Here is a 13,199-nt window from a genome sequence, read left to right as displayed (position 1 = left end):
CGGGGCGCGCAGCCCCGATCTCGGGCGAAGCCCGACACCAGGGCTCCGCCCTGGACCCGCAAAAGGTCCCGGACCTTTTGAAACCACGAAGTTTTCGGGCCGCGCCGCAGTCGCCCCTTGCGCCCCGAGATCCGCTGACCATCTCTAGGCCATCCAACCGGATGGGCTGGGGAGGGCGAGGCGATGACCGACACTGTGCAGGAACTCCGGCCCAAGGTGCCGGACAGCGAGAAGATCACGATCAACCTCGGCTTCGTGGATCTCGGCCGGGTCGACCTGATGGTCCGCGACGGGTTCTACGCCAACCGGGCCGACTTCATCCGCACCGCGGTGCGCAACCAGCTCGACCGGCAGGAGGAGGCGGTGCGCCAATCCGTAGCCCGGCGCCAGCTGCGCCTGGGCGTCTCGCACTATTCGCGCGCCGCCCTGGAAGCCGCCCGGGATGCCGGCGTGCCCCTGCACATCCAGGTCCTCGGCCTCGCCACCGTGGCGCTGGACGTCACCCCCGAACTGGCGCGCGCCGCGATCGCCTCCGTGGAGGTCCTGGGCGCGTTCCAGGCGAGCCCCGCGGTCAAGGCCGCCCTGGCCGACCGGATCGCCTGAGCAGCCCACCCGAACACCCCGACCGCACAGTCAGGCGCAGCGGCCGGCCGTGTCCGAACCCCACCCGCAAGGAACGGCCCGATGAAACACTTTCCCAAGATGGATTTTCTGAACTTCGACCTCTCGAAGATGAAGCTCGGCGGCTTCGGCGCCTCCGGCTCGGCCGAGGCCGAGGGCAAGCGCGCCGCCCGGGCGGCCCGGATGACCGCCGCGATGGGCCGGTTCCAGCGCCAGCAGGCCGACGCCTTCGCCCGCTGGGCCGAGGCGCGCGACCGCCCGGCCGAGGCCGCCGGATCCACCACCATCGACATGGAGGCGCCGAAATCCCCGGACGGCGCCTGGACCGCGCCCAACCCGGCCGCAGCCCCGGAGCACGCCGCCCCCGGAGGGGCCGACATCGCTTCGGCGGTGATGCGCACCGTGCGCGACAGCCTCGCCAAAGGCGGCATTCCCATCGGCGGCTTCGCGGAGGGGTTCGCCGGCGGCTCCGTCCAGCCGGGCAAGGCCGCCGCCCCCGTGCCGGAGGGCGCCCGGTTCGAGGACCGGGTCTTCACCGCCGCCGCGGGCAGCCGCCGCTACAAGGTGTTCGTGCCGAGCGGCTACACCGGCCAGGCGCTGCCGGTGCTCCTGATGCTGCACGGCTGCACCCAGAACCCGGACGACTTCGCCGCCGGCACGCGGATGAACCACCTCGCCGAGGAACAGACCTTCCTGGTCGCCTACCCGGAGCAGCCCCAGTCGGCGAACATGCAGCGCTGCTGGAACTGGTACGCCGCCGGCGACCAAGCGCGCGACGGCGGCGAGCCGGCCCTGCTCGCCGGCATCGCCCGGGCGGTGGTGGACGAGTTTTCCGCCGATCCGGACCGGGTCTACGCCGCCGGGCTCTCGGCCGGGGGTGCCGCAGCGGCGATCCTGGCGGCGACCTATCCGGACCTGTTCGCGGCGGTCGGGGTCCATTCCGGCCTGGCCTGCGGCTCGGCCCGGGACGTCGCCTCGGCCTTCGCCGCCATGAAGGGGCAGGGGGGTGCGCCGGGGCGCAACCGGCAGGCGGTCCCGACCATCGTGTTCCACGGCGACGTCGACCGCACCGTCCACCCGGCCAACGGCGACCAGGTGGTGGCCCAGGCCATGGCGGTCACCGGCCTCGCCGAGACGGTCGAGCGCGGCACGAGCCCGGGGGGCGTCGCCTATACGAGGACCGTCCGCAACGACGCGGCCGGCCGGACCCAGCTGGAATACTGGGTCCTGCACGGCGCCGGGCATGCCTGGTCGGGCGGCAGCCCGGACGGGTCGTTCACCGAGCCGAGCGGCCCGGATGCGAGTCGCGCGATGGTCCGGTTCTTCCTCGGGCATGCGCGGAAGGCGGGTGCCCAGGCCTGAGCGGTGAAACGGAGCCGGGGCTAAGCACCCCGGCTAGAGCGCTCGCCGCCGAAGTGGATACCGGTTCGACGCAAGCAAGCTAGTCGAATCAACGACTTAGAGCCGCTCCCGATCGCAACGCGATCGGGAGCGGCTCTAGGCATCACTCCGCGTCGTCCGGCTCCTCGTCCGGGACAACGGCCGACGGGGCCGGCAGCGACAGGCTCGGCGCGTAGGTCCCCGGCATCGTGCCGGTCGTGACCGAAGCGGGCAGGCGCTGCGGGCCGGGCTCGGCCGGGATCAGCGTCGCGCTCGCCGCGACAAAGCCGGCCAGGGCCCGCAGGTCCTGGGGCTGGCGCGGATCACGCGAGATGAGCGCCGCGTCGTGCTGGAGGCGCAGGTTGCAGGCCTGGGACGGCAGGCCGCCGTTCGGCGTGCAGGCATCGTGGCGGGCGCAGGCCGCGTCGAGGGCATCGATCGGCGGCAGCGGGGCATTGTTGCCCGGGCCGCAGTAATTGCCGTGGATCAGGATCTTCGGGCCGCCGAACGCGGCGGGCTGGGCCGTCGCTGGAAGGGCGAGGAACGCCGCCAGGGCGAACGGGGCTGCGGCCATAGCGGCCAGTCGGGCGGAACGGTTCGGGCGCATCATGGGGGACCTCGAGCGATCTCGCCCCCTCAGGCGGTTCGCATCGCCGGCATCACGCCGTCGTCCTGCCAAAAGTTAACGAACGGGCGGTCGGTTCCCGACGGGTCCTGCGCCCCCTGCATGGCGTGTGGGCTTCCGCACATGCGGGCGCTGGCCTCGGTTGCGGCGCTGCACCACATAGGCCCGGCCCGCACCGGAGCCGCCCATGACCGCCCGCCTGTTCGAACCGCTCGCCCTCGATGGTCTCACCCTCGAGAACCGCATCCTGATCGCGCCGATGTGCCAGTATTCGGCCCGGGACGGCGAGGCCACCGACTGGCACATGATCCATCTCGGCCAGCTCGCCCAGTCGGGCGCCGGCCTGCTGACCCTGGAGGCCACGGCGGTCTCCCCCGAGGCGCGGATCACCGCCTGGGATCTCGGCCTGTACTCGGACGGAAGCGAGCGGGCGCTCGGCCGGGTGCTGGAGGCGGTGCGCGAATACGCGCCGATCCCGATCTGCATCCAGATCGCCCATGCCGGCCGCAAGGCGTCGAGCCAGGTGCCCTGGGAGGGCGGCCAGCAGATCCCGCCGGAGCATCCCTATGGCTGGCGCACGGAGGCGCCCTCCGCGGTCCCGCACGGCGAGACCGAAGTGCCCCCCCACGCCCTCGACGCCGCCGACCTGAAGCGCGTCCGCGACCAGTTCGTCGCGACCGCCAAGCGGGCCGTGCGCCTCGGGATCGAGGCCGTGGAGCTGCACGGCGCCCACGGCTACCTGCTGCACCAGTTCCTGTCGCCGATCGCCAACAAGCGCACCGACCAATATGGCGGCAGCCTCGAGAACCGGATGCGCTTCCCGCTGGAAGTCTACGACGCCGTGCGCGAGGTCGTACCGGCCGGCAGCCCGGTCTGGCTGCGGGTCTCGGCCACCGACTGGGTCGAGGACGGCTGGGATCTCGACGAGACCGTGGCCCTGGGCCAGGCGCTCAAGCGGGCCGGCTCGCCCGCGCTCCATGTCTCCACGGGCGGCGTCTCGCCTAAGCAGGCGATCAAGCTCGGGCCGGGCTACCAGGTGCCCTATGCCGAGCGGATCAAGGCCGAGACCGGGCTGACCACCATCGCGGTCGGCCTGATCACCGAGGCGCAGCAGGCGGAGACGATCCTGGCCGAAGGCAAGGCCGACGCGATCTCGCTCGCCCGGGCCATGCTGTACGATCCCCGCTGGCCCTGGCACGCGGCGGCCGAACTCGGCGCCCAGGTGCGGGCGCCCAAGCAGTACTGGCGCTCGCAGCCGCGGGAGTACAAGGACCTGTTCAAGGACACGGCGTTCGGGCAGCGGTGAGATTTGATGGAAACCTTTGGATAGACCGCCCGCTCGGCTCTGTGCGTGCTTACGTTGTCAAATCCGGCCACCTTCATCGTGGAGCAAAACCGGATTTTTGTCTTCTTGCCCTGGCGAGTTAAGATGAAACCGGAGTTCGGCGCAGAGAATCATCATGCAGGCAGCCGTCGCACCGCCAACCGTTCCGGTCGGCAAGATCAAGAGCTTCGGACCGTTCGGTCCGAAGTACGAGGTCGGCCGAGCCCTTCGCCAGTTGGATGATGGCGACTGGATGATCGAGGTCACGATGATCGAGACGGGGGAGAAGGCGGAGTACCGCTGGACTCACCTAACCGATGACCCCGAGGCGTACTGATGTACGCGGTGGCTTTCGATCTGATTGTCGCTGAAACGGAGAAGCACCATCCGAAGGGCGTGACGCAGGCGCACACGGAGATCGGCGCAGTGCTCGGCGAGTACGGCTTTCACCGTGTGCAGGGAAGCCTGTACGTCACGGAGAAGGAGGATATGGCCAATCTATTCCTTGTCATCCAGGCCTTGCGCGCAAAGGTGTGGTTCCCAAAATCGGTCCGCGACATTCGCGCCTTCCGTATCGAGCAATGGTCGGACTTCACGTCTGTGGTGAAAGGCTAGAGTGCTCGCCGCCGAAGTGGATACCGGTTCGGAGTCGGCGAGCGCGCCAAATCAAAGACTTAGAGCCGTCCCCGATCGCAACGCCATGGTACACGATGCTGCCTTGGCAGGGCGGTCGGCTGAACGGACACAACTGTTGGTCCGGCCCTGATCGGCGCTCCTCCAACCCAACCCCCTCATCCTGAGGCGTGAGCGAAGCGAGCCTCGAAGGAGCCTTCCAGCTGGCTGCGCGATCCCTGGAGGGCTCCTTCGAGGGCGCCGCTATGCGTCGCCACCTCAGGATGAGGGGGTTGGGTTGGAGGGGCGCCGATCAAGACGAAGCCAGCCCCTGTCGTGTACTGTGTGTTCCAACGCGATCGGGAACGGCTCTAAGCGAAGCATACGATGAAGCAGAAGCGGGCGATCGAACCGGCAAATTTACAGCCCGGCCCGTTCGTCGGCAGCGCTATCCAGTGCGTCCCCCCCCCTGCAGCAACGGTGCCAAAGACGCCGGAAAACAGGGCTGACCCACGAGACGGGCGAATCTGCCAGGAACGACGGAGCCGACATCGCCACACCGGCCGCGATGAGCGCGTCAGGCAATCTCCGACGACTCAAGCACAGCCAAATCCGGACACCCAAAAGGCTTCCTTTTCAGAGGCCTGGGCATTCAACAGCGTCTCACCATCCCCTGTGCTGCCGTTGCGGCGACAACCACAGCAGATCCAGACCCCTACCGCGCCATCGCCCCGACCAGCGGCCCCAGCGGGCGGCTGATGTCCGAGCGGCCGAGATTCGGCGCGTAGAGGCTCGACACCGTGCCGTCGAGGAACAGGGCGTCGCGGCAGCCGAGGTCGTCCCGGAACAGCCGGGCGAAGGCCCCGAAGGTCACCGGGCGCTCGGAAATGGCGAACACGGCCACGCGCCCGTCCTCCTGCACCCCGACGCCGTTGCGGATCTTCTGGCTCGGCCCGTCCGTCGAGATTTTGGGGTGGATCTGGCCGTCGATCACCAGCATCGGGCCGGATTGCGTGGCGAAGTCCGGCCGGATCTTCGCCCTCAGGTAATGGCCGGTGTCGAGCACGCCGGCCTTGTCGCCCTTCATCCAGAACACGCCGTTGGGCTTGAGGTGGAAGTTGCCCGGGCCGTCCGCGGTGGAGACGCGCTTCATCTCGCGCCCATCCTCGACGTAGAGGCCGACCGGTGCCTGGTCCTTGTCGTACATGCCGGCATTCATCGCGAAGCCGAGGCGGCCACCCTGCTTCTCGGCCAGGGTCCCCAGTCCGCCGTAGGGCCGGCCGTCCTCCTGCAGCCAGAACAGCCGCAGCCGCTGCCGCCGCAGGTCGACGGTGCAGACCGTGAAGCTCTCGCCCTGCGCCTGGACGGCACGGCAAAGATCGGGCGCGGCCGGCGCCGCCACGGTGCCCCGGGCGAGGACGGTGAGCGCCAGGAGCGCGATCAACAGGGCGTGAACCGGGCGCTTCGTCATCGGTGGTTCCGTGAGGCCCGCAGGCGGAGACGCGGGCGGACGCGGCGCCTCTCGCCCGGGAAAACGGCGATTTTGGTGTCCGGAACCGCACCTTCGGCGCCCAGGATGGTGCCAGGCTTGCACGCGGAGGCAGCGGCGGCGCGCCGCGGGCGGGAGCTGAACTGTTTTCCATATTCGGACGTTTCTGGACCACGAGGGCGGTATTTTCGACGGAGAGATACGATGAAGGGTGCAGTGCTCGGCTCGGCCATGCTGGCGGCGGGTGCCCTGGTGCTGATGCCGGCCAGCGCGGATGCGCGCGGCTTCGGCGGTGGCGGATTCCATGGCGGCGGGTTCCACGGTGGTGGCTTCGGCGGCGGCGGGTTCCGGGGCGGCGGGTTCGGCGGTTTCCGGGGCGGCGGCTTCGGCGGTGGCTTCCGGGGCGCCGGCTTCCGGGGCGGCTACGGACGCGGCTTCTACGGACGCGGCTACGGTTACCGCGGCGGCTACGGCTACGGCCTCGGCGGCCTGGGTCTCGGCGTCGGGCTCGGATTGGCGGCCGGAGGCCTCTATGGCGGCTACGGTGGCTACGGCTATCCGGGCTACGGTTACGGCTACGGCGGCGGCTACGCCCCGGTCGGCTACGGCTATGGTGGCGATTACGGCTACGGCGGCGGCGGTGGCTGCTACACGGTCCCGCGGACCCGCTGGACGCCCTACGGTTACCGTCGGGTCTTGGTCGAGCGCTGCTACTGAGCGGCATCGACCGAACCACTAGGAACGGAAAGGCCGCCTCCGGGCGGCCTTTTCCTTGCGTGACGCCTCCTTACGGTTGCAAAGCTCGGCCATGGGCGCCGATACTGGCCCCCGCGAGTGGGAGCGTGTCATGCGTACGGAAGCCGGGGCGGTGAATACGGGCGTGGAGGCGGTGGAAATCCGCGACGCCAGCCTGACGGCTTTCTATCGATCCATGACGCCGCCGGAGCGGCACACCTTCTGGGCCTGCGCCGCCGGGTGGTGCCTCGACGGCATGGACTTCATGATCTACCCGCTGGTGATCGGGACGATCATGGCCCTGTGGCACGTCGATGCCGGCACGGCCGGGCTCGCCGCCACGGTGACGCTGCTGGCCTCGGCCTTGGGCGGATGGCTCGCCGGCTTCGTCGCCGACCGGATCGGCCGGGTGCTCACCCTCCAGATCACCATCCTGTGGTTCTCGGTGTTCTCGCTGCTCTGCGCCTTCGTGCAGAACTTTGAGCAGCTGCTCATCGCCCGGGCGATCCTGGGGCTCGGCTTCGGCGGCGAGTGGGCGGCCGGCGCCGTTCTGATCGGCGAGACCATCCGGGCCGAGTATCGCGGCCGCGCCGTCGGCTCGGTCCAGTCCGGCTGGGCGATCGGCTGGGGCATGGCCGTGCTCGCCCAGGCGGTGACCTTCTCGCTGCTGCCCCCCGAGATCGCCTGGCGCTGGATGTTCGCGATCGGCGCGCTGCCGGCCCTGCTGGTGTTCTACCTGCGCCGCTACGTCCAGGAGCCGCAGGTCGCCGCGGAGACCCGTGCCCGGGCCATCGCCACCGGCGACCGGCCGAAGATCTGGGAAATCTTTTCCGGGCCGATCCTGAAGACCACCCTGCTCGCTTCGCTCGCCGCGGCGGGCTGCCAGGGCGGCTATTACGCGATCACCACCTGGGTGCCGCGCTTCCTCACCACCGAGCGCGGCCTGTCGGTGGTGTCCTCCACGGGCTACCTCGCAGCTTTGATCATCGGCTCGTTCACCGGCTACCTGGTCGGCGCCTGGGTGGCGGACCGGCTCGGCCGACGCCCGCTGTTCCTGATTTTTTCCCTGGGCGCGATCGCCGTGGTGATCGCCTACACGCAGATCCCGCTCTCGAACGGCGTGCTCTGGGTGCTGGGCTTCCCGCTCGGCTTCTTCGCCTCTGGCTACTTCTCCGGGATGGGCGCCTTCCTGACCGAGCTCTACCCGACGCGCCTGCGCGGTTCGGGGCAGGGGTTCTGCTACAACTTCGGCCGGGGCGTCGGCGCCCTGTTCCCGGCGCTGGTCGGCTTCCTCGCCGAGCGCGCCGGCCTCGCCTCGGCCATCGCGATCTTCGCGGCGATCGCCTACGGGATCTTCTTCCTGGCGGCCTTCGCGCTGCCTGAGACCCGCGGCCGGGTCCTGCACGCGGATACCTGACCATGGCCGAGATCCGAGACTGCCCCGCCCCGGATCCGCAGCCCGGCGGCCCGACCCGCTACCGGGTGCCCGCCGGCGCGGTCGACACCCACGCCCACGTGATCGGCCTGCCGCCGGCCTATCCGCTGGTGGCCGACCGCAGCTACACGCCCCCGGCCGCCCCGGCGGACCGGTACCTCGCCATGCTCGACGCCACCGGCATGGCCAACGGCGTGCTGGTCCAGGTCAGCGTCCACGGCACCGACAACCGCCTGATGGTGGAGACGCTCCGGGCCAATCGGCAGCGCCTGCGCGGCATCGCGGTGATCCCGCTGGGCCTGCCCGACGCGGAACTCGCGGCCCTGAAGGAGGCCGGGGTGGTGGGCTTGCGCCTCAACGTGCTGTTCGGCGGCGGGGTCGGCCTCGATGCGGTCGAGAGCTACGGCGCGCTCGCCCGCGAGATGGGCTGGCACCTCCAGTTCCTGCTCGACGCCCGCGACCTGCCGCCCATCGCCGGGCGCCTATCGCGGCTGCCGGTGCCCCTGGTCTTCGACCATATGGGCCACATGCCGGCCTCGGCCGGGGTGGAGCATCCGGGCTTCCAGGCCCTGCTCGGCCTCGTGCGCGACGGCCATTGGGTGAAGCTCTCGGGCGCCTTCCGGGATTCGGTGACCGGGCCGCCCTACGCCGACACCATCCCGTTCGCCCGCGCCCTCAACGACGCCGCCCCCGAGCGCTGCCTCTGGGGCTCGGACTGGCCGCACGTCGCCGCCTGGGACGGGCCGCCGCGTCTGGCCGACCTCCTCGACCTGATGGCCGAGTGGGTGCCGGACGAGGACCGGCGCCGCAGGCTCTTCGTCGACAACCCGCGCCGCCTCTACGGCTTCGGCTAGATTGTTTTAAACGCGTATCTCGACGCGCCGGCCCTGGCCGGGAGGCGCGGGGGGACCGGAGGCGGCGGCCCCCTTGGTCGCGCTCTCCGCCACGAGCCCGGCGACGGCCTTCTCGGAGGCGATCTGCTGGCGCGCTGCCGCGATGCCGATCGACTGGTTCTGGGACGTGGCCAGCAGATGTGTGGCGGTGGCGGCAAGACTCGTCATGGCTTGCCTTTAGCAGGCCGCGCCTGAACCTGGCGTTAGCTGGATCCGTCGCCTTTGAGCGAATGCATGCCCAGACCGGGTTCCCAAAGGGCTCAGCCCTTTGGCGGGGTTCGGGGGCGGAGCCCCTGAAGAGAGCAGGGTTCCACCCTGCACCCGCAAAAGGTCGAAGACCTTTTGAATCCAGCACTTACTGCCTACTCGTACAGCACTAAAAACTCGGCGGCGTGCAGGCGCTCACCACCTCGCACGGGTTGGGGCCGACGCAGCGGAACCGGTGCGGGCGGCGGCTGTCGAAGCTGTAGGCGTCGCCGGGGCCGAGGATGCGCCGCTCCTCGCCGACCGTGACCTCCAGGCGCCCGGACAGCACGATTCCGCCCTCCTCGCCCTCGTGGGAGAGCGGCACCCGGCCGGTATCGGCACCGGGCTCGTAGCGCTCCTTCAGGAGCTGGAGCATGCGCCCGAACAGGCTGTCGCCGACCTGGGCGTACGAGATCGCCCCCTTGGTCGCCTTGCGGCCGATCTCGGTGAGCTCGTGGGCGGCGAAGAACGCCTTGCGCTCGGGCTCCGGTTCGAGGGCGAAGAATTCGGCCATGCCGATCGGCACCCCGTCGAGGATGCGCTTCAGGGCGCCCACCGACGGGTTCACCCGGTTGGCCTCGATCAGCGAGATCGCCGAGTTGGTCACCCCGGCGCGCTTGGCCAGGGCCCGCTGCGACAGGCCGTGGCGGGCGCGCACGAAGCGCAGGCGCTCGCCGACATCGATGCTCATCCGCCCGGGCTCCGTTTCAGGTGTTGAGGATCCCGCAACGGTGGCGCCCGCGGCCCCGATTCTGCAAGGGCTTGGCGGCGATCAGAAAAGGACTTGTTGCCCGATCCGCCAGGGTGTCCCCTGGACCGATCGCCGCCCCGGAGCGCCCTCCATGACCGATCATCCCTTACGCAACACGCCCTCCCTCGACGCCTTCTGGATGCCGTTCACGGCCAACCGCCAGTTCAAGGCGGCGCCGCGCATGCTCGTGGCCGCGCAGGGCATGCACTACACGGCCGATGACGGCCGCACGGTGCTGGACGGCACCGCCGGGCTCTGGTGCGTCAATGCCGGCCACGGGCGCCGGGGGATCAGCGCGGCGGTGGAGCGCCAGCTCGCCACCCTCGACTTCGCCCCGACCTTCCAGATGGGCCACCCGATCGCCTTCGAGTTCGCCGAGCGGCTGGCCGAGATCGCCCCGGGCGGCCCGGACCAGCGCCTCGACCGGGTGTTCTTCACCAATTCCGGCTCCGAATCGGTCGACACCGCCCTCAAGATCGCGCTCGCCTACCAGCGGGCGATCGGGCAGGGCACCCGGACCCGGCTGATCGGCCGGGAGCGCGGCTATCACGGGGTCGGCTTCGGCGGCCTGTCGGTGGGCGGCATCGTGTCGAACCGTCGGGTCTTCCCGCAGCTCAACGGCACCGACCACCTGCGCCACACCCACGACCCGGCCCGCAACGCCTTCGTGAAAGGCCAGCCCGAGCACGGGGCGGAGCTGGCCGAGGATCTGGAGCGGCTGGTGGCGCTCCACGGGGCCGAGACCATCGCGGCCTGCATCGTCGAGCCGGTGGCCGGCTCGACCGGCGTGCTGATCCCGCCGAAGGGATATCTCGAGCGCCTGCGCGCGATCTGCACCAAGCACGGCATCCTGCTGATCTTCGACGAGGTCATCTCCGGCTTCGGCCGCCTCGGCGCGCCCTTCGCCACCGATTATTTCGGCGTGGTGCCGGACCTCGTCACCAGCGCCAAGGGCCTGACCAACGGCACGGTGCCGATGGGCGCGGTGTTCGCGAGCCGCCCGGTACACGACGCGCTGATGAACGGCCCGGACGGGATCGAGCTGTTCCACGGCTACACCTATTCCGGCCACCCGGTGGCCTGCGCGGCCGGCCTCGCAACGCTGGACATCTACCGGGAGGAGGGGCTTCTCACCCGCGCCGCCGACCTCGCCGACGACTGGGCGGCGGCGATGCACGACCTGCGCGGGCGCAAGAACGTCATCGACATCCGCACCATCGGGCTGATCGCCGGCATCGAGCTGGCCCCCCGGCCCGACGCCCCCGGCAAGCGCGCCTACGACCTGTTCGTGGATTGCTTCGCGCGCGGCCTGCTCACCCGCGTCACCGGCGACATCATCGCCCTGTCGCCGCCGCTGATCCTGGAGCGCGGCCAGATCGGCGAGATCGTCGAGGTGCTGGGCGCGGCGATCGACCGGGTGGCGTGAGGAGCGGGGGCTGGCGGACGCGCATCACGACACCGATCGATGATGATGCTCTGGCGGCACAATAAACTGCTTTGTCATTCCGGGGCGCCGAAGGCGAACCCGGGATCCAGATCCGCCGACGATGAAAGTGCTTGCGCTGTCTGCGGTTATGGATCCCGGGTTCCGCTTCGCGGCCCCGGGATGACAAGGAGGATGTTCGGACAGCGGTGCAATGCCCGCATCCTTCAAAGAAGAAATAGCTCTCTGCGCCCGAGTCCTCCACGAGCACGATCGGTCCCATCCTAAAAGCGGCCAGCGACGAGAACGCCTCTCTACCAATCGCCTCCGCCAATACCCGCGGCGCGGGGGAGGGCGGCGTCGTGCAGCCTTGAAGCCTGTGGGTGCCGGCCGCATCTGCCGCTCAACCGGGATGTGAGCCGGGTCGAGAGGATGTGCATGTCGAACACCGCCCTGATCGTCGGCGCCAGCGGGATCGTCGGGAGCGCCACCGGGGTGCTGCTCGTCGAGGAAAGCTGGCGGGTCGCGGGGCTCGCCCGCAAGCCGGTGGATCTGGCGGGGATCGAGCCGGTGGTGGCCGACCTGCAGGATCCGGCCTCCCTGGAGACGGCGCTGGCCGGCCTCGCCCCGAGCCACGTCTTTTTGGCGACCTGGCAGCGGCGCCCGACCGAGGCCGAGATGATCCGGGTCAACCGGGCCATGATCGAGAACCTGCTCGACGCCCTGCGGCCGCAGAAGAGCGTCAGCCACGTCGCCCTGGTGACCGGGCTGAAGCATTATCTCGGCCCGTTCGAGGCCTACGGGAAGGGCACCCTGCCGCAGACGCCGTTCCGCGAGGACCAGGGCCGGCTCGACATCGAGAATTTTTACTATGCCCAGGAGGACGCGGTGTTCGCGGCCAGCGCCCGGGACGGCTTCACCTGGAGCGTGCACCGCCCGCACACGATCATCGGCAAGGCGGTCGGCAACGCCATGAACATGGGCACGACGCTGGCCTGCTACGCCACCCTGTGCCGGGAGTTGAAGCGCCCCTTCACCTTCCCGGGCTCGGCCGCCCAGTGGAACGGGCTTACCGACATGACCGACGCAAGGCTGCTCGCCCGCCAGTTGCTCTGGGCCTCCACCGAGCCGAAGGCCGCCAACGAGGCGTTCAACGTCGTCAACGGCGACGTCTTCCGCTGGAGCTGGATGTGGGGCCGGATCGCCGACTGGTTCGGGATCGAGGCGGTGCCGTTCGACGGCACGGTCCGGCCGCTCGAGGAGCGGATGGCGCAGGACGGTCCGGCCTGGGCCGAGATCGCCAAGCGCCATAACCTAGCCGAGCCGGACCTCGAAAAACTGGCCTCGCCCTGGCACACCGACGCCGATCTCGGCCGGCCGATCGAGGTCGTCACCGACATGAGCAAGAGCCGGCGCCTGGGTTTTACGGCGTATCAGCCCACCGATGACGCGTTCTACGACCTGTTCACCCGGCTCCGGGCGGACCGGCTGATTCCCTGATCGGCGGGATAGCGGTCGCTCACATTGGGCGGGCAGGTCGTAACGAACTGCTCGCCCGAATGGGCTACCGGATTACCAAACAAGCCTTGGATCATCTGCGCAGCGGCGGGCGGTCGTTCCCTCGACGTGAAAGCCTGAGATCCCCTTGCCCCGCTTGCGGGGAGA

The 13,199-nt window shown here is 70.0% G+C and carries 14 protein-coding genes; 10 read left to right on the top strand and 4 right to left on the bottom strand.

Annotation, left to right across the window (positions count from 1 at the left end; all coding sequences use genetic code 11):
* The first annotated feature begins 183 nt into the window (after positions 1-183).
* Both MKL20_RS13510 and MKL20_RS13505 read left to right on the top strand, forming a co-directional pair.
* The gene (locus MKL20_RS13510) at positions 184-603 is read left to right on the top strand and encodes a CopG family transcriptional regulator (protein ID WP_243959909.1); all 420 of its coding nucleotides are present in this window, start codon (positions 184-186) and stop codon (positions 601-603) included.
* Positions 604-732: 129 nt separating this feature from the next.
* The gene (locus MKL20_RS13505; protein WP_409568150.1) at positions 733-1,983 is read left to right on the top strand and encodes an alpha/beta hydrolase family esterase; all 1,251 of its coding nucleotides are present in this window, start codon (positions 733-735) and stop codon (positions 1,981-1,983) included.
* Between the two features lie 142 nt (positions 1,984-2,125).
* Here the strand turns inward: MKL20_RS13505 and MKL20_RS13500 are convergent, their stop codons facing one another.
* Positions 2,126-2,611, bottom strand: coding sequence for a hypothetical protein (locus tag MKL20_RS13500; protein WP_409568148.1), 486 nt, complete (start codon positions 2,609-2,611; stop codon positions 2,126-2,128).
* A gap of 202 nt (positions 2,612-2,813) precedes the next feature.
* On the opposite strand from MKL20_RS13500, the gene MKL20_RS13495 reads away from it, so the two are divergent.
* The 3 genes from MKL20_RS13495 (at position 2,814) to MKL20_RS13485 (ending at position 4,565) form a co-directional block, all read left to right on the top strand.
* Complete coding sequence (locus MKL20_RS13495; RefSeq protein ID WP_244037091.1) at positions 2,814-3,932, top strand: NADH:flavin oxidoreductase/NADH oxidase; 1,119 nt, start codon at positions 2,814-2,816, stop codon at positions 3,930-3,932.
* Between the two features lie 154 nt (positions 3,933-4,086).
* Entirely contained in the window at positions 4,087-4,287 is a 201-nt protein-coding gene (locus MKL20_RS13490; RefSeq protein WP_244037090.1) for a DUF5397 domain-containing protein, read from the top strand.
* The gene (locus MKL20_RS13485; RefSeq protein ID WP_244037089.1) at positions 4,287-4,565 is read left to right on the top strand and encodes a virulence factor; all 279 of its coding nucleotides are present in this window, start codon (positions 4,287-4,289) and stop codon (positions 4,563-4,565) included. The genes MKL20_RS13490 and MKL20_RS13485 overlap by 1 nt, the downstream gene beginning before the upstream one ends.
* Positions 4,566-5,277: 712 nt before the next feature.
* Here MKL20_RS13485 and MKL20_RS13480 read toward each other — a convergent pair.
* Complete coding sequence (locus MKL20_RS13480) at positions 5,278-6,033, bottom strand: phosphodiester glycosidase family protein (RefSeq protein ID WP_244037088.1); 756 nt, start codon at positions 6,031-6,033, stop codon at positions 5,278-5,280.
* A 222-nt stretch (positions 6,034-6,255) separates the two neighbouring features.
* On the opposite strand from MKL20_RS13480, the gene MKL20_RS13475 reads away from it, so the two are divergent.
* From MKL20_RS13475 to MKL20_RS13465, 3 genes are all read left to right on the top strand, one after another.
* Positions 6,256-6,768, top strand: coding sequence for a hypothetical protein (locus tag MKL20_RS13475; RefSeq protein ID WP_243966148.1), 513 nt, complete (start codon positions 6,256-6,258; stop codon positions 6,766-6,768).
* Positions 6,769-6,898: 130 nt separating this feature from the next.
* Positions 6,899-8,203 (top strand): MFS transporter, encoded by a 1,305-nt coding sequence (locus MKL20_RS13470; protein ID WP_244037087.1) that lies wholly within the window; start codon positions 6,899-6,901, stop codon positions 8,201-8,203.
* Positions 8,204-8,205: 2 nt separating this feature from the next.
* Positions 8,206-9,075, top strand: coding sequence for an amidohydrolase family protein (locus MKL20_RS13465; RefSeq protein ID WP_244037086.1), 870 nt, complete (start codon positions 8,206-8,208; stop codon positions 9,073-9,075).
* Between the two features lie 6 nt (positions 9,076-9,081).
* Here MKL20_RS13465 and MKL20_RS13460 read toward each other — a convergent pair whose 3' ends face one another.
* Positions 9,082-9,282 carry a hypothetical protein gene (locus MKL20_RS13460; protein WP_244037085.1) on the bottom strand — a complete coding sequence of 67 codons (201 nt, stop codon included), beginning with the start codon at positions 9,280-9,282 and terminating at the stop codon, positions 9,082-9,084.
* Between the two features lie 208 nt (positions 9,283-9,490).
* A complete protein-coding gene (locus tag MKL20_RS13455) occupies positions 9,491-10,051 on the bottom strand; it encodes a cupin domain-containing protein (protein ID WP_244037084.1) in 561 nt (186 codons plus the stop codon).
* A 151-nt stretch (positions 10,052-10,202) separates the two neighbouring features.
* Between MKL20_RS13455 and MKL20_RS13450 the strand changes: the two genes are divergently transcribed.
* Both MKL20_RS13450 and MKL20_RS13445 read left to right on the top strand, forming a co-directional pair.
* The gene (locus tag MKL20_RS13450; RefSeq protein WP_244037083.1) at positions 10,203-11,537 is read left to right on the top strand and encodes an aspartate aminotransferase family protein; all 1,335 of its coding nucleotides are present in this window, start codon (positions 10,203-10,205) and stop codon (positions 11,535-11,537) included.
* Positions 11,538-11,972: 435 nt separating this feature from the next.
* Positions 11,973-13,034: an SDR family oxidoreductase gene (locus MKL20_RS13445; protein ID WP_244037082.1), complete on the top strand. Its 1,062-nt coding sequence runs from the start codon at positions 11,973-11,975 to the stop codon at positions 13,032-13,034.
* Positions 13,035-13,199 lie beyond the last annotated feature (165 nt).

This window comes from Methylobacterium sp. E-066, from assembly GCF_022829635.1.
Classification (GTDB): Bacteria; Pseudomonadota; Alphaproteobacteria; order Rhizobiales; family Beijerinckiaceae; genus Methylobacterium.
This window is presented reverse-complemented; position numbering and strand designations above follow the sequence as displayed.